This is a genomic window from Chitinophaga sp. Cy-1792 (genome assembly GCF_011752935.1).
Taxonomy (GTDB): domain Bacteria; phylum Bacteroidota; class Bacteroidia; order Chitinophagales; family Chitinophagaceae; genus Chitinophaga.
This window is the reverse complement of sequence record NZ_VWWO01000001.1, coordinates 225,529-247,242: the sequence shown is the minus strand read 5'-3', so window position 1 is coordinate 247,242 and position 21,714 is coordinate 225,529. Positions and strand designations below refer to the sequence as shown.

The following is a 21,714-nucleotide window of genomic DNA, read 5'->3' as shown; positions in this document are numbered from 1 at the left end:
TGTAATAGGGATAAAAAAGTCCGCCACAATGTAGCGGACATAAAAATATAATTCTTTTTCAAAATATTATATCAGGTGCGTGATCAGGCCGTCCCTTAGCTTGGGCTCGAACCAGGTGCTCTTGGGAGGCATCACATTACCGCTATCGGCAATATCGAATAATTGCTGAATGGTAACAGGGTAAAGGGCGAAGGCAACTTTCATTTCGCCGCTGTCTACGCGCTTTACCAGTTCTTTCAGTCCACGGATACCGCCTACAAAGTCGATGCGTTTATCGGTGCGCTGGTCTTTGATTCCCAGTAGTTTGTCCAGGATATTATTGGAGAGGATAGTGACGTCCAGGATGCCGATCGGGTCTGTGGTAAAGGTACCTTCTTCCGCTACGAGCCTGTACCATTTTCCACCGAGGTACATGGTGAATTCGTGGAGCGTGCTGGGCTGCTGCGGCTGATGGCCTATTTCTTCCACATTGAATTCATAATCCAGGTTGGAGAGGAAGGCTGCATCGCTAAGGCCGTTGAGGTCTTTAACTACGCGGTTATAGTCCATGATAGCCAGCTGACTTGCGGGGAAGATGGTAGTCAGGAAATAGTTGACCGGATCATCTGTAGATTTTATTTTACCTGCTTCCTGGTATTCTTTCTGGACCAGACTGGCAGAAGCGGCACGGTGGTGGCCATCTGCGATGTAGGTGGCCGGCACTTTTTCTGCGAACAGGGTGGTGATATCCCTGACGGCAGCCGGAGTGTTAATCACCCAGATGCTGTGCTGAATTCCGTCTTCGGCGGTGAAATCATATACCGGCGCATGGTGTTCCTGCCATTGGTCGATGATGGCGTTTACTTCCGGAACATCGGTGTAGGCCAGGAAAACATTGCCTGTTTGCGCTTCGGTGGTTTTAATATGATTGATTCTGTCAAGTTCTTTGTCGGGGCGGGTAAATTCATGTTTTTTGATGATGCCCGCGTTATAGTCGGTAACGGAGGAAACACATACCAGTCCTGTTTGTGATCTTCCGTTCATGATAAGCCGGTAAATATAGTAGCAGGGTTCATTGTCCTGGAACAGTGTACCGTCTTTAATGAGCTGGCGCAGGTTTTCGGCTGCTTTTTCGTATACCTGCGGGCTATGGGTATCGATAATGTCGGGGAGGTCTATTTCTGATTTAGACACATGGTAATAGGAGTGCGGGTTGCCAGCTGCTTCTTGTTTTGCTTCAGCGGAGCTGAGTACGTCATAAGGCCTTGCAGCCACCTGGGCTGCCAAATCTGTTTTTGGCCTTAATCCTTTGAAGGGTTTGATAATAGCCATAAGAAAAACTGTGTATGATTACTAAATATAGTAATAAATAGTCAGTGGAAATTAAAATAAAACAGCCGTCTCTACTCAGTAGAGACGGCTGTTGCTTTGCCTTTCAGCAGGCCTTGCGGTTTAGTTTAGGCTTTCTTCAGGCTGAAATATTTCATGGCTTCCACCATTACTTCTACGCTTTCATAAGGAAGCGCGTTGTACATGGATACACGGAAACCACCGGAAAGGCGGTGTCCTTTGATGCCAACGATATCTTCTTTCTTACAGAATTTCAGGAACTCTTCTTCCATTTCTGGTTTGTCCATGATGAAGCAGGCATTCATTTTACTGCGGTCTTCTTTCACTACGGTACCGCGGAATAACGGGTTGTGGTCGATTTCGTCGTAAAGTAATGCTGCTTTTTTATCGTTTATTTTTTCGATGGCAGGTACGCCGCCTTGCTCTTTGAGCCAGCGGAGTGTCAGCATGGAGATATAAACGGCAAATACCGGAGGGGTGTTTAACATGGATCCATTCTCGATATGATTTTTGTAGTCGAGGATGGAAGGGATGTTACGGGTAACTTTTCCGAGCATGCTTTTGCGTATGGCAACCATGGTAGCACCTGCGGCGCCCATGTTTTTCTGTACGCCTGCATAGATCAGGGAAAACTTGTTAAAGTCCATACTACGGCTGAGGATATCAGAGCTCATGTCAGCCACGATTGGAACATCAGTTACAGGGGTCATCTGCCACTGGGTACCATAGATGGTATTGTTAGTGGTGATGTGCAGGTAGCTTGCCTGCGATGGAATTGTAAACTGTTTGGGGATGTAGTTATAGTTGCTTTCTTTGGAGCTGGCAATAACGTCGGCATATCCGAATAATTTGGCTTCTTTGATTGCCTTATTGGACCAAACGCCGGTATCTACATAGGCAGCAGTATTACCATTTTCCAACAGGTTCATTGGTACCTGCATGAATTGGGTGGTAGCGCCTCCTTGTAAAAACAGCACTTCAAAGTCGTCATCTAGTTGCATCAGTTCCTTTACCAGGTTACGGGCTTCGTCCATCACCGCCATAAACGGTGCTGTTCTGTGACCAATCTCCAGTATAGACATTCCCGAACCTTCGAAATCGATTAGGGCTTTGCTGGCTTTGTACAATACCTCGTTAGGTAATACAGAAGGACCTGCGTTAAAATTGTGCACCTTCATGTTGCGATCTAGATTAAATTCATTTTTTGATCTTTCCACTTTGTTTTGGTTTTTCTAAGGAAACGGAAAAAAACGGCACGGGTGTTAAAACCTTAAGGTGCGTGGTGTAGGATATGCTATAATAGCTGCGCGACAAAGATAAAATATCTTTTTATATTTTTTGGCGCTATTTATTTCTGCTTTTTTGCTGACAGACCGGCTAATTACTCCGGTCTGCCTTGCATTTGCCCGTGCTGCCATTGCAGTTGCAGGTTGCTGAATTCCGTTAATCCGATCGTTGTCAGGTTAGTATGTGTAAGAGAATCCAGTGATGGTTGTCCGGCATTGACCCATGCGGTATACCAGCAGTTGGCCACCGCATGTATAGCCTGTTTCATCCGGCGCTCTACCATTCCATTCAGCTTGTCGTTGTAAGCTTTTGCATATCCGGAGGCATAATTCCTGGTAAGTTTGCCTTTGCGGTCCTCAAAGGCATAACGCCGTGAAGGAGCAGTCTGAAGGGATAACTGTTTCTCCAGGTGAAGGACAGTATCTGCGGCCATACCGCTCTCTGTTACTATCTGCCAGAAATAAGGCTGCAGCCGGGAAACATAAGTAGCGGTGCCTGCCCAGTAATCAAAAGATTTATCTGCCAGCAGCTCCGGAATCCTCGACTCCCAGAGGCCATGGATGCCCTGCTGCTGTGTCAGCTGACCGTTATGATTGGAGCAGGCATGTAAGGGAACATGACCATCTGCAATGTAGTGGCCTATCTCCGCAGATCTCCGCAAGATCAGGTACTGATCCTTTTCCCGGAAAGCCTTTGTCAGCATGGCCATCATCTTCTCCAAATGCCAGGGTAAAATGCCTGTTCGTTGCAACGAATCAAAGGAATACTGCGCCAGTGCGGCCTTCCAGTCCCTGGGTATGTGCTCGTAAGGAGGCCTGTCTAATACGTCAATGTCTATAAAATGCCGCGGCCCCTCTGCAGCCACCATATACCGCCGCTTGTCAGGATCAGTGGCATGCTGCGTAATGAAATCAATATTGGCCTTATAAAGCTTCATCATCGCCGGTGGCAAACAAAATACAGCCAGCCTGTTGATGCGCTCATGAGCAAAAAAGCCCCAGGCAAATATTTTACAAAAAGGTAATAGTAATACAAGCGTAAGTAACAAACTACGTGTAGACATATGGGTTAACATTTAACGGGTTATTTGGGCTAACTAAGTTAAATGTTTACAGCATACAAAAACAAAGGCCGGGAAAATTTTTCCCGGCCCAAAAACTTAAATGTTGGTAACACCCCCGCTCACAGCAAACTTCATCGCATCGCCGGCAGATATATTCGTCAGCTGCTTCACCTTTCGCTTAGGTACCATAAATACCTTACCTGTAATGGCATAGGCATGAGGTACATACACCGCCATATAATCCTCCAGCCCGAAACTACTCACGTCCGGCTGCGTAATAAATCCCATCTCCCAGACATCTTCCCCATATATCTGTACCAGCACAGGATGGTCAAACTTCTTCTTCTCACCTACAAATGCATCAAACACATCTTTAATAGAAGTATAAATGTATTTGATAAATGGCGTGCGCTCCAGCAAATGACTGAATAAATCGAATATACGGCCAATGATAAACGAAGAACTCAGATAGCCTACTATTATAATCAACAGCAATACCACCACAAATCCAACCCCCTTAAAACGGAGAAAGTTATATGGCGCATCCCCGGGAATTAAATCCCTGGGTAACAGGTTGTCTATCGTCATGAAGGCCCAATAAATCGTAAGGGCTGTAATACCAATCGGCGCCAGGATCAGTAATCCCTGAAAGAAATATCGCAGTATACGCGATGCAAATACTTTTAATCTAAGCTTTGGCGACATGGTCAATAATTAAGTACGCAAATTACTCAATAATGATGAATGCTGCCGCTTTTTACAATCCCTTAATATATGTTATAACATGTTAAAAAATATTACTGGAAACTTTGGTAGTTTAAAAAGTTTCCATAGTTTTGATATGCATTCACTATCCGGTTAGCACCAAAAAACTCATATGGAAGTACATGAACGCATCATGGAAACAGCCTTCAACCTGTTCCGCCAATTCGGTACAAGGTCCATTACCATGGACGATATCGCAGAAAAAATGGGCATCTCAAAGAAAACACTCTACGCTCATTTTACCGATAAAGACGACCTGGTATATCAGACGATCTCCGGATTCATCATGCAAATCCATAAAGAGTGTCACGCAGATAAACAACGGTCCGCTGATGCTATAGAGGAAATGTTCCTGGTAATGGAAATGGTAGATAACAGACTTAGAAATATCAACCCGGTTATTATCCACGATCTCCAGAAATTTCACGCCAGAGCATACCAGGTTTTCATTGACTATCAGCAGAATGATCTCATGGCAATGGTGCGCCAAAACCTTGAAAGAGGCATTGAGGACGGATTGTACCGCCCCGACCTTGATATCCGTATCCTGACGAATTACCGCGTGCATGCCTGTATGCTGTGCTTTCAGCCGGCATCATTCCCAGGTGAACACGACATGAATAAAGTGCAGAGAGTATTGCTGGAGAATTTTTTATACGGAGTGGCTTCCCTTAAAGGATATAAGCTGATCGAAAAGTATAAACTAGTATCGCAAAACATATAAACTATGCTACTCTTTTACAGGCTCACCTGCTTATCGCTGGTGTGGCTGATTCCTTTCGCAACGGCCCATGCGCAACAACAGCCTTCCCCGGAACCCATCCGGTTATCAGCCAGAGAAGCTGTTGATTATGCACTGGCCAACCAGGCTTCTATTAAAACAGCCAAACTGGATGAACTCATCCAGCTGGCAAAAAATAAAGAAGTCAGCGGTATGGCACTACCCACCGTCAACGGTACCGGCCAATACCAATACAACCCGTACATTCAGAAACAACAGTTTAACCTGAAAAACTTAGGACAGCCAAAAGATTCCTTTATTAATGCCTCCTTCCAGCTGCCACAAAACCTCATGGGAGAAGTAAGGCTCACGCAGACACTGTTCGATCCCAGCGTACTCGTTGCCCTACAGGCTCGTAAAACATTGGAATCCCTGGTAATGAAGAATGTTACCAAATCTGAAATCGACGTAAGAGAAAATGTCTACAAGTCTTACTACAACGTACTCTCCGCCAATAAAGCCCTGACAATTCTCTCCGGTACTATCCATACCATGGAGAAATTACTCAACGAAACCAGCGAGATATATAAGAACGGATTAGTAGAAAAACTGGATGTAGACAGACTCCGTGTACAATATACGAACCTGCAGACAGAACAAACCAAACTCGTCAACCTCCTGGAACTCGGCACGGCAGCACTCAAATATCAGATGGGTATGCCACTCAGACAGGCTATAACGTTAACGGATACACTATCGACTGAACAGATCGTAGCGGATGTTGCCAACCTGGATAAATTCGATTACGAACAGCGCATCGAATATCAGGTGCTGGAAACACAGAAGCACGCGCTCGAATATGATCTTAAAAGATATAAACTCAAAGGCCTGCCGTCCTTACAGCTGTTCGCTGCCACCGGCGCCATGAGAGGTAGTGACAAGTTCGATTATTTCCAGGGACAGATGTGGTACGGGTACCTTAATACCGGCCTCAATCTCTCTGTTCCCATCTTCACAGGTTTACAACGCCGCCGCCAGGTAGATCAGGCACAGCTGGCAGTTAAAAAGGCCGATGTACAGATGGATAACCTGAAACTGGCCATAGACCTGGAAAGAGAACAATCCAACTCTACTTTCAAAAATAACGTACTCACCCTGCAGGCACAGGAAAAAAATATGGCACTGGCAGAAGACGTATATGCTACCACACGTACCAAATACAAAGAGGGCGTAGGTTCCAGCCTGGAAATGAGTACCGCTGAAAGCGATCTCCTCACTGCTCAAAACAATTATTTCACCGCGCTTTTTAATGCTATCGTTGCTAAGATAGAACTCATGAAAGCATACGGTAAACTATAAATCTTTTCATCTCCATCTATATGAATACCAAGCATTATTTTCTGTTGCCGCTGATCACTGTTACCATAGCTGCCTGCGGCGGACATTCGGATTCCAAAGCCGAAAAGGAAAAAGCATTACAACAGCTGAAAGTAGATAAGGTGAAATACCTGGAGGATGTGAATAAGAAAATCGCTGCACTGGAAAAAGACCTGGGCGTCAGCGACAGTGCCAGAGTGAAAGATGTTGTGATAGCACCTGTAGAAGCTTCTCTCTTTGAACATTATATCGATGTTCAGGGAAGCGTGGATGCACGTGAAAATGTAAACGTTTCTTCCAGGACAATGGGTATCATCACAGCAATCTATGTAAAAGAAGGACAATCCGTTGCAAAAGGTCAGGTACTGGCACAGGTGGATGATCAGCTGCTGAAAGCCAGCATCGCTGAACTCCACACCCAGCTGGATCTTGCGAATACATTATTTTCCAAACAACAGAACCTCTGGAACCAGAAAATCGGCTCTGAACTGCAATACCTGAATGCAAAAAATAATAAGGAATCACTGGAGAAAAAACTGGCTACCATGCAGGACCAGCTGGCACAGGCACGTATCATCGCGCCTATCAGCGGTTCTGTTGATGCTGTTATCGCCAAAGTTGGTGATAACGCTGCTCCAGGTTCTCCGGCCTTCCGCGTAGTAAATGCCAATAACCTGAAAGTGAAAGCCAGCGTGGCAGAAGCCTATGCAGGGATGGTAAGGACCGGCGGCCCCGTAATTCTCAACTTCCCGGATATTCAGAAGGAAATCCGCACCAATATCGGGTTTGCCAGTCGTACTATTGACCCGCTGAGCCGTACCATCAATGTGGAAGTAGCATTGAAACCTGATCCTGCATTGCGTCCTAACATGATCGCACGACTCAGGATCATCGACTACACCGCCAATGCGGCGATCGTTATCCCGGTAGGGGTAATCCAGTATTCCAGCGGAAAGCCTTATGTGATTACCGCACAGAATGAAAACGGCAAAACAGTTGCCAAACGCAGGGATATTGAACTGGGAAGAACTTATAACGATAAGGCAGAAGTGAAAGGCGGTCTCCAGGCGGGCGATAAAATCGTTACCACCGGGTACCAGGGACTCAACGATAATGATCTGATTAAATCCTAGGCCACTGCTAATTCAAGTTTATGAAAGACAATCTCATTAAGGAATTTAAGCCTACCAGCTGGGCCATAGACAATAAGGTAAGCATATACGTTGCTACCTTGTTCATTGCCCTGGCAGGTATCCTGTCCTATATAAATCTGCCCAAAGAGCAGTTCCCGGAAGTAGTGTTCCCACAATTTATCATCACTACTGTAAATGCCGGTACGTCGCCGGAAGATATTGAAACACTGATTACCAAACCTATTGAGAAACAACTCAATGGTATCTCCGGTGTGAAAAAAATCAAGAGTACATCCATGCAGGATTTCTCTATGATCAACATCGAATTTAATGCAAATGAAGATATTGAATCGGCCCGGCAACAGGTAAGAGAAAAGGTAGATGATGCCAAGAAAGACCTGCCCAAAGCACTTACACAGGAACCGCAGATTACCAAAATCGATGTTTCACAGATCCCGATCATGAACGTCAACCTGTCCGGTGATTATGACCTGCAAACACTGAAGCGTTATGCAGATGATATGAAAGACAGGATTGAAGCGCTGAATGAAATTACCCGTGTAGATGTAGTAGGAGCGCTGGAAAGAGAAATTCAGATCAACCTGGACAAATATAAAATGGATGCTGCCAGGATCAGTATCGGTGACGTTTCACAGGCGATCGCCGGCGAGAACGTTACTGTTTCCGGCGGCCTCGTAAGCATGGATGGGCAAAAACGTACGCTCAGTGTAAAAGGTGAATATAAAGACCCTTCACTGATTGGTAATATTATTGTCCGTGGCCAGTCTGGCGCCACTGTATACCTCCGTGATATTGCAGACGTAGTAGATGGTTTCGAGGAACAGGAGAGCTATGCACGCCTGCGTGGTAAGAACGTAATTACCCTGAACGTCATCAAACAGAGTGGTAAAAACCTGATCGATGCATCTGATAAAATCAGGGCCATCAAGGATGATATGGTGAAAAACAATTTCCCTAAAAACCTGGATGTTACCATTACTGCCGATCAGTCTACAAAAACACGTGTTACGTTACATGACCTGATCAACACGATCATCATCGGCTTCGTACTGGTAACCATTATCCTGATGTTTTTCATGGGTGCGGTAAACGCCATCTTTGTGGCGTTGTCAGTACCGATTTCCATGTTCATCGCCTTCCTGCTGATGCCCGTATATGGGTTCACGTTAAACATGATGGTGCTGTTCTCTTTCCTGCTGGCATTGGGAATAGTGGTGGATGATGCGATCGTGGTGATTGAAAACGTGCACCGTATTTTCTACGAACATAAATCACTGGGTATCGTCAAGGCAGCCAAACTTGCAGCAGGAGAGGTTTTCCTGCCGGTATTGTCCGGTACACTGACGGTACTTGCTCCATTTGTGCCATTGCTGTTCTGGCCTGGCGTAATTGGTAAATTCATGTATTTCCTGCCGGTAACGCTGATCACTACACTGGGCGCATCCCTTGTTGTAGCATACCTGATCAACCCTGTATTTGCGGTGGATTTCATGAACAGACATGAAGGAGAAAATCATCCTAAGCCAACTTTCAATAAACGATTGAAAATTCTCACGGCAATATTTGCAGTAATTGCATTGCTCGCCTACGTAAACCACAGTCCTGGTGTAGGTAATTTTGTAATATTCGCTTACGCGATGATTATGCTGGAGCATTTCTGGCTGGGTGGAGTAGCCCGTCATTTCCAGCATACCGCCTGGCCAAAGGTACAGGAGCGTTACAAACGTATTCTGAAGTGGTGCCTGGTGGGCTGGAGGCCTGTATGGATCCTCACCGGTACATTCGGTTTGCTGATATTCAGTATAATGGTAACGGCTATACGTAGTCCCAGAGTGGTGTTCTTCCCACAGGCTGACCCTAACTTCATTTACGCCTATATCCAGTTGCCAAACGGAACCGACCAGAAATATACCGATTCCATCACACATGTGGTTGAAGACAGGATCACCAAAGTAGTTGGTGCCAACAACCCGATCGTTGAATCTATTATTTCCAATGTGGCCAAAGGAGCAGGAGATGCGAACGAAATGGACCTTAGTACCCAGCCGCAGAAAGGTAAGGTGACAGTAGCTTTTGTTGAGTTCGGCGCAAGGCATGGTGTTTCTACTGTTCAGTATCTGGATAAGATCAGAAGTGCGGTACGTGGAATTCCTGGCGCTAATATCACCGTAGAGCAGGAGCAGGGCGGTCCGCCAACAGGTAAACCTGTTAATATAGAAGTATCGGGAGATGATTTTGGCGATCTGACGCTGACTTCGTTTAGGCTTAAACGTTATCTGGACTCATTACATATAGATGGAGTAGAAGAGTTAAAGAGTGATTTTGAAGATAATAAGCCGGAGGTGATTGTTTCGGTAGACAGGCAGCGGGCGAATAGGGAAGGTATTTCCACTGGTGTTGTCGGTAAGGCACTCCGTGACGCCTTGTTTGGCGATGAAGCATCCAAGATCAGGGATGCCAAGGATGAGTTTAAGATTATGGTGAGATTGAGAGAAGATCAGCGTAATAATATTAATAACCTGATGAACCTCAATATCGTTTACCGTGATATGAATATGGGCGGGGCTGTAAGACAGGTGCCACTGTCCGCCGTTGCCGATGTGAAATATTCCAATACCTATGCAGGTATCAAGCGTATCGATCAGAAGCGTGTGATCACCATTTATTCCAACGTCCTGACCGGCTACAATGCCAATCAGGTAGTGCAGGATATCCAGACGGCGCTGAAAGACTTCTCTCATCCGGGCAATGTGTCCATTAAGATGACAGGGGAGCAGGAAGACCAGATGGAAACCATGAACTTCCTGATGCTGGCGATGGTAGGTGCCTTTGGCCTGATGCTGATGATCATGGTGACCCAGTTTAACTCTATTGGTCGTCCGGCCATTATTATGCTGGAGATCCTGTTTAGTATCATTGGGGTATTCCTGGGCTTCTCCATCTTCGGTATGGATATCTCCATTGTAATGACCGGTGTGGGTATTATGGCGCTGGCAGGTATAGTGGTAAGAAATGGTATTGTACTGGTAGAATTTACCGATTTGCTGATCCAGCAGGATGGTAAAGTGTATGATTCAGTAGTGGAAGCGGGCGGAACCCGTATGACGCCGGTGTTGCTGACAGCCATTGCGGCTATTCTGGGGCTGATACCCCTTGCGGTAGGGTTCAATATTGACTTTGAAGGGCTTTTTGCACATTTCCAGCCTAACATTTACTTCGGGGGTGATAACGTGGCCTTCTGGGGGCCGCTGGCCTGGACGATGGTGTTTGGGTTGATTTTTGCGACCTTCCTGACTTTGGTGCTGGTACCGGTGATGTATGCCATGAACAAACGTTCCATAGACGTGCTGGATAGGTATAACCTGCCCCGTGCCCTGAAATATGTGCCTTTCCTGGTGCTGATCCTGAAGTTGTTTATGTCGAAGAAAACCGTCCGTGAGCTGCATGATCCGGCATATGAGAGCCCGAAGCCTTATCATTTCTTCGGTAAACAGGAAGAAGGAGTGCAGGCGCACCCCCCGAAGCTCGATAAAGTGACCATGAATTAGTAAAAATCGAAATTTTTATATACAGTGTAACAGTTGTAGGTTAACAGTCGCCGTCCTGATTCTTCGGGACGGTTTTTTTATTACATTTGGGATAAGGAAATTAAATTTAATCTCATTAACAAATTTTAACATTTGGAATAGCCCTGAATTGGACAGCCTTTATTACTTTTGATTCTTCAGATAGTTTTTCACGTTACTAGCCTTTTATATCCTTACCGTGTAACCACGTAAATAAGTGATTACCAATGAAAACATTCTGATTTTAAACAGTTATACCTGTTCGCCTGTTTACGAGATAAGAAATAGAGATATAATAAGAGTTAAGAAATAAGTGTTAATAATAAAGATTTAAGAAAGTTTAGATTTTAGCGGGTAAGAGAAATTAGCCTAATAAGCAGCCATTAAGCCATTAAAAGAGATTGGAAGACCATGGAGTACGTAGCATCGATAGCATATGCTAAAGAGCAGGACCAGCAGGATCCGTTAAACAGATTCAGAGAGCAGTTTTATTTTCCTCAGCGAAATGGAAAGGACGCGATATATTTATGTGGTAACTCCCTCGGTTTACAGCCAAAACGGGTTAAAGCAGCAATAGATCAGGAATTGTCGGACTGGCAGGAATTTGCGGTAGAGGGTTACTGGCGTGCAAAAAATCCATGGTTATATTATCAGCAATACTGCAGTGGGCCGCTGGCTTCGATCCTTGGAGCGAGTCAGAAGGAGCTAACAGTAATGAATACACTGACTGTTAACTTACATTTCATGATGTTAAGTTTTTACAGGCCAACCAAACAGCGGTTTAAAGTGTTAATGGAAGCAGGAGCTTTTCCGAGTGACCAATATGCGGTAGAAACCCAGGTTAGATTTCACGGATTTGAACCGGCAGATGCGATTATAGAAGTTTCCCCAAGGCCCGGAGAGAATTTAATCAGAATTGAAGATATTTTAGATATTATTAACAGGGAAAGTGATAGTTTAGCATTAGTTTTATTTGGTGGAATAAATTATTATACCGGACAATTTTTTGATATATCCGCTATAACGGCCGCTGCACATGCAGTTGGAGCCTATGCAGGTTTTGACCTGGCGCACGTAGCAGGAAATATTCCGGTAGCATTGCACGATTGGGACGTAGATTTTGCCGTATGGTGCTCTTATAAGTACCTGAACGGAGGCCCTGGCGCTGTAGGAGGCGCATTTGTGCACGAAAAACATTCCGGCAACCGCGGATTCCTCCGCTTAGGTGGCTGGTGGGGCAACGAAGAGAGCGTACGTTTTAAAATGGAGAAAGGTTTTGTGCCTAAAGATTCAGCTGAGGGATGGCAACAAAGCACCGCCCAGGTGTTTAACATGGTAAGCTTAAAAGCCTCCCTGGAATTATTCGAAGAAGCCGGTATCGGCGCTTTAAGATCCAAAAGTATAGGAATGACCAACTACCTGGAGTTCCTGCTACAGCAACTCAAAGGCATAAATTTCGAAATAATTACACCTAATAATTGTAATGAACGTGGCGCACAACTATCTTTGTTGTTCAAGGATAAAGGTAAAGAGATACATCAACGCCTAACGGATGCCGGTATTATTATAGACTGGCGAGAGCCCGGAGTTATCAGGGTATCCCCGGCTCCCATGTACAACTCTTATCAGGATGTGTTTCATTTTTATGAAATCATAGCAAATATTGCTTCAAACGCTTAATTAAGTAAGATGAATTTTGAGAGAAACGAACGCCCCCGCAGGCCCTACTCTTCTGATACCAACAAAGAGAATGATCCCAATAAGGAGAGAGGTGACTTCAAACCCAACTTAAACAGTGAGCGGGAGGGTGGAAAACCCGACTACAACAGCGGGGACCGCGAAGGCCGTCCACCGTACAATGGAGACCGTGATGGCGGGTATCGCCAGCGCGACTACAACAATCGTGACAGCTATAACCGCGAAGGCGGCGGAAGCTACGACCGTGGAAACGGTGGTTACGACAGAGGAAACAATTACAACCGTGAAGGTGGTGGAGGCTATAACCGCGATAACAGCGGTGGCGGCTACAACCGCGAAGGCGGCGGTGGTTACAACCGTGACAACGGTGGTGGCTACAACCGTGAAGGCGGTGGTGGTGGCTACAACCGCGGTGGCGGTGGTGGCTACGATCGCGGCGGTGGTGGTGGTTACAACCGCGGTGGCGGTGGTGGCTACGATCGCGGCGGCAATGGCGGCGGTGGCTATGATCGCGGCGGCGGTGGTGGTGGTTACAACCGCGGTGGCGGTGGTGGCTATGATCGCGGCGGCGGCGGCGGTGGTTACAACCGTGGCGGCGGCGGCGGTGGCTATGATCGCGGCGGCGGTGGTGGTGGTTACAACCGCGGTGGCGGTGGTGGCTACGATCGCGGCGGCGGTGGTGGTGGTTATAACCGCGGTGGCGGTGGTGGTGGTTACAACCGCGGTGGCGGCGGTGGCTACGATCGCGGCGGCGGCGGCGGACGCCCTATGCAGGGAAGAAGACCGTTCAACCGTGAACCTAAACCTGATAACAAAATATACTTTATCGCACTCCTGCCAACTGCAGAAGTAGGTAAAGAAATCATAAAAATCAAACAGGAATTTGCAGAACAATATGGCCCGCTGTACGCACTCAAAGTACTGCCACATATTACCCTGCAGGTACCTTTCACCGCTGATCCGGCACTCGAAAAAGCATTCTGTGATGAACTGACTGAGTTCGCTAAAACACAGGCGCCTTTCGAAGTTTCACTCAACGGCTTCGGTACATTCCCGAACAAACAAAACCGCGTTCTCTTCATCAACGTGGAAAAAAGCGAAACTATGTCTGCAATGCACCGTCAACTGATCAACTTCCTGCGTAAGGAATTTGGATTCAGTACCATGCTCGCACGTACCGGTTTCACTCCACACGTTACCGTGGCCTTCAAAGACCTCGACGATGACCAGTTCAACAAAGCATGGCCAGAATACGAAAACAAAGAGTATACTGCCAGCTTTAAGGTGAATAACCTGTACTTCCTCCGCCACAACGGCAAATCATGGGAAGTACTGCAGAAATGCAAACTCGGTGGTGCATGATAATTGCCCGTCTTAAATAATAAAAAAATGGTCTCTACCCGGTAGAGACCATTTTTGTTTTTAACAGCGTAACAGATGGAGGATATACAATGCTGCATTTGTTGATGCCACGATAAATAAAAGCCTGTCCATTAATCCCTTAATAAGCCGGGTAACCTTATAAAACCCGGACCGTACATGTCCTTCCCTGACAACAAGCGGAGTTTACAGCCAAACCGCCTGCTATACAAGAATACAATTGAAAATTACTGACATCATCAAAAGCCATCCGATACCCAATCCCGCATAGGTTATGATTGCTACCCTGTTCATGCGTGTAGGTTTGGTAATTGTCATATGCTTTCTTAAATGACGGCTCATTTTCCATTTACCCCTATCCCCCGGGAGAGATTAATCAGCTTTTAACAATTGGATCGGAAAATTAAATACCTGTATAAGTGAAGTTATTTGTAAGGATAGCTAATCATATATGCGAAGAAAAAAATAAGCCGGCCGTGCAGAAGTACGGAACCGGCTTTTTGATTAACCCCTATGAAAACCAACTATTGCTCTTTGGCTATAATTGTACTAATTGCTTTCTGATGATAATTTTGCAATTACGGTGCCATAAAGGATTGATATTTTGTGCTTTAACAATTCTTTTGGAAGATATTAACAGATTTGTGAATGAATTACAGCCGGTAAACCAGGAGGCTGGCTACCCGGTATTTCACACCTATACTGACTTTTAGCGTTGTAACAGGCATAAAAAAAGCCTCCCGGTCAGGAGGCTTTTTGCAATATTCTTTCTAAAAATATTAACGTCTGTTCAACTTGCTTAACAGGCGGAGGATTTCCAGGTATAACCATACCAGGGTTACCATCATACCAAAGGATGCATACCACTCAAAGTATTTAGGAGCTCCCTGTGCCACACCCTGTTCTACCATGTCAAAGTCCATGATCAGGTTCAGTGCAGCTATCGCTACAACGATCAGTGAAAAACCGATACCAACGATACCACCACCATTGATCAATGGAATATCTACATGGAAAAGACGCAGCACCATTGCCACCAGGTAAAAGATTGCAATACCGGCTGTAGCTGTAAATATGATTGATTTAAAGCGCTCAGTTGCACGGATAACACCTGTTTTGTACAGGATCAGCATCGCGGCAAAAGTACCGAAGGTCAGACCAATTGCCTGTACCACGATACCATTGTAAGCCTGACTGAACATTGCAGAAATACCACCCAGGAACAGACCTTCTGCCAGGGCATATGCAGGAGCCAGGTAGCCTGACCATTCTTTCTTAAAAATGATAATCATTGCCAGGACAAAACCGCCAACACCACCGCCAATCATATAGCCACTGACCATACTTACACCACCGAGCATGAACTTGCCCCAGGAAAATACTGCCGCTGCCACTAACAGCAACAACATAAATGACATCTTGTTAACGGTACCACGGATGCTCATGGCCTCTCCCTGCTGTTGCGCAGCTCTATCGAAAATGCTTTGTTTCAGTACAGGGTTGTTCGATTGAAATAGTGCCATAGAAATATAGTTTAAATTTAATTGATGCCAATTTACTAATTCCCATTGATAGATAACCAGCAGATATATAATTTTTGTGGAAATATTAGCATTTTATGATAAATAACTTCTGGTTATCACCCATAACAAGAAGTAATAGCATGGCACGTTTCTGATGTGAATAGTCTACTCGTTTTGTGTACTTTTGTGTGCTGGGCAGGGGCAGATTCACAGAATAGCCTGATATAAATGGGTTTAGAAACTGCCGATTACCTAAATTTACACTCTTAATATAGAATACCTAAAAAGATCAATAGATGCCAAATACTTCGATTCAACAGCTGGAGGACGTAGTGATCAAATTTGCGGGAGACAGTGGTGATGGTATGCAGCTTACAGGTAGCCAGTTTTCAAATAATACCGCATTAATAGGAAACGACCTGAGTACTTTCCCTGATTTCCCTGCTGAAATCCGCGCCCCGCAAGGTACCTTGGCGGGTGTGAGTGGTTTCCAGCTCCATTTTTCTTCTAACCGTATATTCACCCCCGGCGATGCCTGCGACGTACTCGTAGCCATGAACGCCGCCGCACTGAAGGCCAATCTGAAAGGCCTCAAAAAAGGCGGTATCATCATAGCCAATACCGATGGTTTCGATTCTAAAAACCTCCGTCTGGCAAACTACCCGGAAGGGATTAACCCATTGGAAGATGGCTCCCTGGTTGATTACCAGCTCCATACAATGGATGTTACCAAAATGACCCGTGAAGCCCTCAAGGAAAGTTCCCTGGGTATGAAAGAGAAAGACCGCGCGAAGAATATGTTCGTACTCGGCTTCCTCTACTGGCTCTACGACCGTAACATGGAAAATACCGAGAATTTCCTCCGTGATAAATTCGGTAAAAAGCCGGAAATCCTCGAAAGTAACCTGAAAGTACTGCACGCAGGCTACAATTTCGCGGAAACAGTGGAAGCATTCAGCACCCGCTACCGCGTCGAAAAAGCGCGCATGGAACCAGGTACCTACCGCAGTATCACCGGTAATACCGCCCTGTCTTACGGCCTCGTTGCCGCTGCACAGAAAGCCGGTCTGCCGCTCTTCCTCGGTACTTACCCGATTACACCGGCTTCTGATATCCTCCATGAACTGAGCCGACTCAAAAATTTCGGTATCCGCACCTTCCAGGCGGAAGATGAAATCGCTGGTATTACTTCTGCCATCGGTGCTTCCTATGGCGGTCATCTGGGTGTAACCACTACCTCCGGCCCCGGTGTTGCCCTCAAAGGTGAAGCAATGGGTCTGGCCGTAATGCTCGAAATTCCTTTACTGATTATTGATATTCAACGTGGTGGCCCTTCTACTGGTCTGCCTACCAAAACAGAACAGTCCGACCTGCTCCAGGCTTACTACGGCCGTAATGGTGAATGTCCGATGCCTGTAATCTCTGCTTCCACACCTGCCGATTGCTTCGAAGCTATATTTGAAGCTACCCGCATCTCCCTGCAGCACATGACACCGGTTATCTTCCTCAGTGACGGTTATATCGCCAATGGTGCTGAACCTTGGCGCTTCCCTAAAGCTGCTGACCTTCCGGGAATTGAAGTGAAATTCAAAACCGAACTGGCAGAAGGAGAAGAAACCTACCTGCCTTACCAGCGCGACGAAAATCTCGTTCGCCCATGGGCAGTTCCAGGTACGCCAGGACTCGAACACCGCATCGGTGGCCTGGAAAAACAGAATATCACCGGTAACGTTAGCTATGATCCTGAAAACCACCAGCAGATGGTTAAAATCCGTCAGGAAAAAGTAGACAGGATCGCTGATCATATTCCTTTGCAAACAATCGAAATCGGCCCTGAAAAAGGTAAAGTACTGGTACTGGGCTGGGGTTCTACCTACGGTGCTATCAAAAGCGCTGTACTCGACCTCCTCGCAGAAGGCCATGAAGTGGCACACGCACACCTCCGCCACCTGCGTCCTTTCCCTAAAAACCTGGCCGAAATCCTGCATAGCTACGATAAAGTGCTGATACCGGAAATCAACAACGGACAGCTGATCAAAATTATCCGCGATCAATACCTGATCGATGCACAGGGATATAATAAGATCATGGGTGTACCTATCACCAAAAGTGAACTGGTTACCAAAATCAAAGAAATGCTGGCTTAACTGAAACGAACATTATAACACGTTCATATCATTTATGGGCAAAGTGCAGATTTAATGCACTTTGCCCTTTTTTATTATCGCAATTCCTGCTTATTTTTTTGTACATTAACAATACGAAGAATATTACAGCTACTTCTTCGGACCGATTACTCAGTTTAAGTTTTAGTTTATGAACAGCCTTTTTCGCGTATTGCCATGCATAGTTTTTTTAGCTGTAATGTCGTTGCCTTTAACCGCGCAAACGAACACATATGAAGTGAGAGTCGCCAACCATGCCGTAGGCACCATCGAAGCCCGGCGAAATGTTAGCGGCCAGTCGAAAAGCATCTCCATAAAAACACATATTCAGGTGATGCTCTCGAAAGTAAACAGCGATATCAGTAATGAGTATACAAATGATATTCTTACACAGGCAAGGTCGAGCCGTATTACCGGCAAAAACGGGGAGGACAAGCAAACCACTACCCGCCGGGAAGGTAATGCCTACACCATCGTAAGCAACGGAGAACGTCAGGTACTTGGAAATACGGAGATATTACATTGTGTGGGAGATCTTTATTTCAATGAACCTAAACATGTTACCCGAACATTTTCAGAATCCCTTGGCAAATTTCTGACGATCAAAGCACTGGGCAACGGATCGTATGAACTGCAACTGCCGGAAGGAAAGCGTAACGTCTATAAATACGACAACGGTACGCTGATACAGGTAGAAGTAGACCATACATTCGGCAAAGCCCTCATTGTAAAAAGCAGTTGAGAATTCTCCTATGCTTGATGTAATCCCACGAATCTATAGCACCATCCATGCTTTACTGGATGACTATGTACCGCCGTTATCGCCGCAGGCTAATGGAAAAAACAACAGGTATGATATGTATTATCCCCATAAGGTCACACTTTCCGGGAAAGATTATCCATCCTTGTATTTTGCCGGCGTAGCTGCTTACGAGAAGTATGCTGCCCTGTATTTCTTCCCGATTTATTCCCATCCGGAAGAGTTTACGGACATACCGCCATCTCTCAAAAAACTGCAAAAAGGCAAATCCTGTTTCCATATCAGCAAACCCGATGAAATGCTGATACAAGAGGTGAAGCTCCTGTTACATACTGGTTTTGAATTCTATGTCTCTAAAGGCCTTATCGGACACAAATAAAAAAGCTGAGGAGAACCTCAGCTTTCTGAATGCGGGCAACAATGCTGCCCTTTACATGAAAAACCAGTTATAACTACACAGTTCGCTCAATGATCTGACCTGTGGTCTTATCTTTCAGAATCAGTTTTTTGGCGCCAAAATGTGTCATCTCTTCTTTCACGAGATAATATTGGTCGTCATAATCTGTAGATGTTTTTTCTTTGGAGATGCCTTCCTTTCCTCTCCATATTTCGAGCTGAACAGGCTCCCACTGCTTAGATGCTGCACTCTTGTAGGCGGCATCCAGAATGGCATTCACCACATAGCCATCGTAGAACGTTTCCCTGGCTGCATTACCGGATTCCATGGCGTTGAACATATCCGTAAACATATGGTTGTAGCCCAGTTCGTTGAGTTCATCACCAACCGGAAACAGCCAGCCGGAGTTACTTTCCGCTTTTTCGGCTACATAATCCGCACCCTTGCCGGTGGTAAACATATCAAAACCTGTTCGCAGGAAGCTGTTGAGCCAGATAGTACCTTCTGTACCCATTACTTCATCACGGAGATCGAGCCCGCCGCGGAAGGTCCAACTCACCTCAAACTGGCCAATAGCACCGTTCTCATATTTCACGAGTCCGATGGCATGGTCCTCTGCATCAATAGGTTTTACCTGGGTATCTGCCCAACACATTACTTCTACGGGTTTAATATCTTTCCCGATAAAGCTGCGGGAGATTTCCACACAGTGACAGCCCAGGTCCAGGATACAGCCGCCGCCGGCCTGTTCCTTATCCCAGAACCATTCACTATGAGGGCCAGGATGTGTTTCGCGCGACTTCGCCCAGAGGATACGTCCTAAAGCCCCGTTTTGAACGCTTTCCAGCGCTTTAAGGAATTTTGGGGTATAGACAAGATCTTCCAGGTAACCATGGAAAATACCGGCCTTTTCCACCATTTCCAGCATACGTTTCGCTTCTGCTGCGGTGCGGCCTAAAGGTTTGGTACAGATAACTGCTTTTTTATGCTTGCAGCAAAGATCTACAGCTGTCTCATGCAGGTTGTTAGGTAGGGAGATGCATACCACTTCCACTTCCGGATTGGCCACGGCTTCTTCCATAACAGTAGTCCAGTGTGCTACCTGGTAGTCTGTTGCAAATTTCTGTGCACTTTCTTCCCTCCGGGAATAGATGCTAACAATTTTGTCGCGGCTGCGCTGCCCCTGCAGCGAGTCTGCATAAAAACGTCCGATAAAGCCGGAACCCAGCATTGCTATCTTTGCCATAGTACTTAGTAGTTAATTACCTTGGTTTGAGTTTTGTCTTTGTCTTTAAAAGCGATCATGAAGAACAGGAGTACCGTCACTGCGATAGCTGCCGGTATCATCCAGATAGATTGCCAGTCGTGGGTATCAGGGCCTGTTTTAAAATGTCCGACGATTGGCCCGCTGATCAAAAAGCCGATCAGCATACCAACGCCATAGGTGGCAAGTGTAACAAATCCTTGTGCAGAGCTTTTGAATTTCTCTCCCGCTTTTCTGTCTGTAAAGATCTGGCCGGTAACAAAGAAGAAGTCGTAGCATACGCCATGCAGCAAAAGACCAATTATTAACATCCAGAGTTTTGCATCGATATCTCCATGCGCAAACAGGAAATAGCGTACGCCCCAGGCGGCCATACCTATTGCCAGCATCCATTTAACACCCAGCCGGCGGAAAAGGAATGGAATAATCAACATGAACAATACCTCCGAAACCTGCCCCAGCGACTGCGTCCCGGCTGCCGCTTTCATATGGATCTCATTCAGGAATGGATTCGTGAAGTTATAGTAGAAAGCGAGGGGAATAGAAATCAGGATAGATGATATAAAGAAGATCAGGTATGATTTGTCTTTCAGCATGCCAATGGCATCGAGTCCGAGTATTTCTCTTACATCGATTTTACTGCCTTTTTTCAGTGGTGGCGTTTTAGGCAGACTAAAGCTATAGAGTCCCAATGCCAGTGAGGATATCGCTGCCATTTTAAAGGTTAGTTGCAGCATATTGCTTTGTTCCCATCCGAGGTATCCGATGATATTACCTGCAACGATCCATCCCAGGGTACCGAATACACGGATCAGGGAGAAATCTTTGCTTGGGTCAGACATCTGCCGGAAGGAGATGGCGTTTACCAGCGCCAGCGTAGGCATATACAATACCATGTAGGTTAATACCAGCGGGAAGAACGCCCCGAATTCGGTGGTGCTGCCACAGCACCAGAGCAGTACCGCGCCTACGAGGTGGATAACGCCCAGCATTATTTGTGCAGAGAAGAACCTGTCTGCCAGGATACCAACGATAAATGGTGCGATAACAGCGCCATAGGATTGGGTGAGAAAGGCCGTGCTGATATCACCGTCAGAAGTGCCCTTCAGGTTGTGTAATACGAAAGTGCCTAAAGTAACGAACCATGCGCCCCATGTAAAAAACTCCAGGAACATCATGAAAGATAGTTGCAATCGGGTTGATAACCTCATAACGTTATAATCTTAAAATGTGGTTTAAGATAATAAAATTTGGATACGAGGTAC

The 21,714-nt window shown here is 45.9% G+C and carries 16 protein-coding genes; 9 read left to right on the top strand and 7 right to left on the bottom strand.

The window, feature by feature from the left end:
- Positions 1–66 precede the first annotated feature (66 nt).
- The 4 genes from F3J22_RS00995 to F3J22_RS00980 form a co-directional block, all read right to left on the bottom strand.
- A complete protein-coding gene (locus F3J22_RS00995) occupies positions 67–1,311 on the bottom strand; it encodes a DUF1015 domain-containing protein (protein WP_167013397.1) in 1,245 nt (414 codons plus the stop codon).
- A 125-nt stretch (positions 1,312–1,436) separates the two neighbouring features.
- On the bottom strand, positions 1,437–2,507 hold the full coding sequence (gene serC / locus F3J22_RS00990; RefSeq protein WP_167013395.1) for a 3-phosphoserine/phosphohydroxythreonine transaminase: 1,071 nt from the start codon (positions 2,505–2,507) through the stop codon (positions 1,437–1,439).
- Between the two features lie 203 nt (positions 2,508–2,710).
- Entirely contained in the window at positions 2,711–3,679 is a 969-nt protein-coding gene (locus tag F3J22_RS00985; RefSeq protein ID WP_167013393.1) for a zinc dependent phospholipase C family protein, read from the bottom strand.
- A 96-nt stretch (positions 3,680–3,775) separates the two neighbouring features.
- Complete coding sequence (locus F3J22_RS00980) at positions 3,776–4,384, bottom strand: DUF502 domain-containing protein (protein WP_167013391.1); 609 nt, start codon at positions 4,382–4,384, stop codon at positions 3,776–3,778.
- Between the two features lie 172 nt (positions 4,385–4,556).
- Between F3J22_RS00980 and F3J22_RS00975 the strand changes: the two genes are divergently transcribed.
- The 6 genes from F3J22_RS00975 (at position 4,557) to F3J22_RS30475 (ending at position 14,322) form a co-directional block, all read left to right on the top strand.
- Positions 4,557–5,168, top strand: coding sequence for a TetR/AcrR family transcriptional regulator (locus tag F3J22_RS00975; RefSeq protein WP_167013389.1), 612 nt, complete (start codon positions 4,557–4,559; stop codon positions 5,166–5,168).
- 3 nt (positions 5,169–5,171) lie between these two features.
- Positions 5,172–6,524: a TolC family protein gene (locus F3J22_RS00970; protein WP_167013387.1), complete on the top strand. Its 1,353-nt coding sequence runs from the start codon at positions 5,172–5,174 to the stop codon at positions 6,522–6,524.
- Between the two features lie 20 nt (positions 6,525–6,544).
- Entirely contained in the window at positions 6,545–7,675 is a 1,131-nt protein-coding gene (locus F3J22_RS00965; protein ID WP_167013385.1) for an efflux RND transporter periplasmic adaptor subunit, read from the top strand.
- A 20-nt stretch (positions 7,676–7,695) separates the two neighbouring features.
- A complete protein-coding gene (locus F3J22_RS00960) occupies positions 7,696–11,244 on the top strand; it encodes an efflux RND transporter permease subunit (protein WP_167013383.1) in 3,549 nt (1,182 codons plus the stop codon).
- Between the two features lie 429 nt (positions 11,245–11,673).
- Entirely contained in the window at positions 11,674–12,942 is a 1,269-nt protein-coding gene (gene kynU, locus F3J22_RS00955) for a kynureninase (RefSeq protein ID WP_167013381.1), read from the top strand.
- A 9-nt stretch (positions 12,943–12,951) separates the two neighbouring features.
- The gene (locus F3J22_RS30475) at positions 12,952–14,322 is read left to right on the top strand and encodes a 2'-5' RNA ligase family protein (protein ID WP_240154977.1); all 1,371 of its coding nucleotides are present in this window, start codon (positions 12,952–12,954) and stop codon (positions 14,320–14,322) included.
- 797 nt (positions 14,323–15,119) lie between these two features.
- Here the strand turns inward: F3J22_RS30475 and F3J22_RS00940 are convergent.
- Positions 15,120–15,863, bottom strand: coding sequence for a Bax inhibitor-1/YccA family protein (locus tag F3J22_RS00940; RefSeq protein WP_167013379.1), 744 nt, complete (start codon positions 15,861–15,863; stop codon positions 15,120–15,122).
- Between the two features lie 296 nt (positions 15,864–16,159).
- Here F3J22_RS00940 and F3J22_RS00935 point away from each other — a divergent pair, with 296 nt between their 5' ends.
- The 3 genes from F3J22_RS00935 to F3J22_RS00925 all read left to right on the top strand — a co-directional run bounded on the left by F3J22_RS00935 (position 16,160) and on the right by F3J22_RS00925 (position 19,167).
- Positions 16,160–18,010 (top strand): 2-oxoacid:acceptor oxidoreductase subunit alpha, encoded by a 1,851-nt coding sequence (locus tag F3J22_RS00935; RefSeq protein WP_167013377.1) that lies wholly within the window; start codon positions 16,160–16,162, stop codon positions 18,008–18,010.
- 217 nt (positions 18,011–18,227) lie between these two features.
- Positions 18,228–18,770, top strand: coding sequence for a DUF6134 family protein (locus F3J22_RS00930; protein ID WP_167013376.1), 543 nt, complete (start codon positions 18,228–18,230; stop codon positions 18,768–18,770).
- A 10-nt stretch (positions 18,771–18,780) separates the two neighbouring features.
- Positions 18,781–19,167: a hypothetical protein gene (locus tag F3J22_RS00925; RefSeq protein WP_167013374.1), complete on the top strand. Its 387-nt coding sequence runs from the start codon at positions 18,781–18,783 to the stop codon at positions 19,165–19,167.
- A gap of 73 nt (positions 19,168–19,240) precedes the next feature.
- Here F3J22_RS00925 and F3J22_RS00920 read toward each other — a convergent pair whose 3' ends face one another.
- On the bottom strand, positions 19,241–20,431 hold the full coding sequence (locus F3J22_RS00920; RefSeq protein WP_167013372.1) for a Gfo/Idh/MocA family protein: 1,191 nt from the start codon (positions 20,429–20,431) through the stop codon (positions 19,241–19,243).
- A 5-nt stretch (positions 20,432–20,436) separates the two neighbouring features.
- Positions 20,437–21,660 (bottom strand): nucleoside permease, encoded by a 1,224-nt coding sequence (locus tag F3J22_RS00915; RefSeq protein ID WP_167013370.1) that lies wholly within the window; start codon positions 21,658–21,660, stop codon positions 20,437–20,439.
- Positions 21,661–21,714: the final 54 nt, after the last annotated feature.

Coding starts and splice junctions, on each gene's coding strand:
- F3J22_RS00960 (WP_167013383.1), top strand. CDS start 7,696: ATGAAAGACAATCTCATTAAGGAATTTAAGCCTACCAGCTGGGCCATA.
- F3J22_RS00930 (WP_167013376.1), top strand. CDS start 18,228: ATGTCGTTGCCTTTAACCGCGCAAACGAACACATATGAAGTGAGAGTC.
- serC (WP_167013395.1), bottom strand. CDS start 2,507: ATGAAGGTGCACAATTTTAACGCAGGTCCTTCTGTATTACCTAACGAG.
- F3J22_RS00985 (WP_167013393.1), bottom strand. CDS start 3,679: ATGTCTACACGTAGTTTGTTACTTACGCTTGTATTACTATTACCTTTT.
- F3J22_RS00975 (WP_167013389.1), top strand. CDS start 4,557: ATGGAAGTACATGAACGCATCATGGAAACAGCCTTCAACCTGTTCCGC.
- F3J22_RS00995 (WP_167013397.1), bottom strand. CDS start 1,311: ATGGCTATTATCAAACCCTTCAAAGGATTAAGGCCAAAAACAGATTTG.
- F3J22_RS00965 (WP_167013385.1), top strand. CDS start 6,545: ATGAATACCAAGCATTATTTTCTGTTGCCGCTGATCACTGTTACCATA.
- F3J22_RS00920 (WP_167013372.1), bottom strand. CDS start 20,431: ATGGCAAAGATAGCAATGCTGGGTTCCGGCTTTATCGGACGTTTTTAT.
- F3J22_RS00980 (WP_167013391.1), bottom strand. CDS start 4,384: ATGTCGCCAAAGCTTAGATTAAAAGTATTTGCATCGCGTATACTGCGA.
- F3J22_RS00925 (WP_167013374.1), top strand. CDS start 18,781: ATGCTTGATGTAATCCCACGAATCTATAGCACCATCCATGCTTTACTG.
- F3J22_RS00915 (WP_167013370.1), bottom strand. CDS start 21,660: ATGAGGTTATCAACCCGATTGCAACTATCTTTCATGATGTTCCTGGAG.
- F3J22_RS00935 (WP_167013377.1), top strand. CDS start 16,160: ATGCCAAATACTTCGATTCAACAGCTGGAGGACGTAGTGATCAAATTT.
- F3J22_RS00940 (WP_167013379.1), bottom strand. CDS start 15,863: ATGGCACTATTTCAATCGAACAACCCTGTACTGAAACAAAGCATTTTC.
- kynU (WP_167013381.1), top strand. CDS start 11,674: ATGGAGTACGTAGCATCGATAGCATATGCTAAAGAGCAGGACCAGCAG.
- F3J22_RS00970 (WP_167013387.1), top strand. CDS start 5,172: ATGCTACTCTTTTACAGGCTCACCTGCTTATCGCTGGTGTGGCTGATT.
- F3J22_RS30475 (WP_240154977.1), top strand. CDS start 12,952: ATGAATTTTGAGAGAAACGAACGCCCCCGCAGGCCCTACTCTTCTGAT.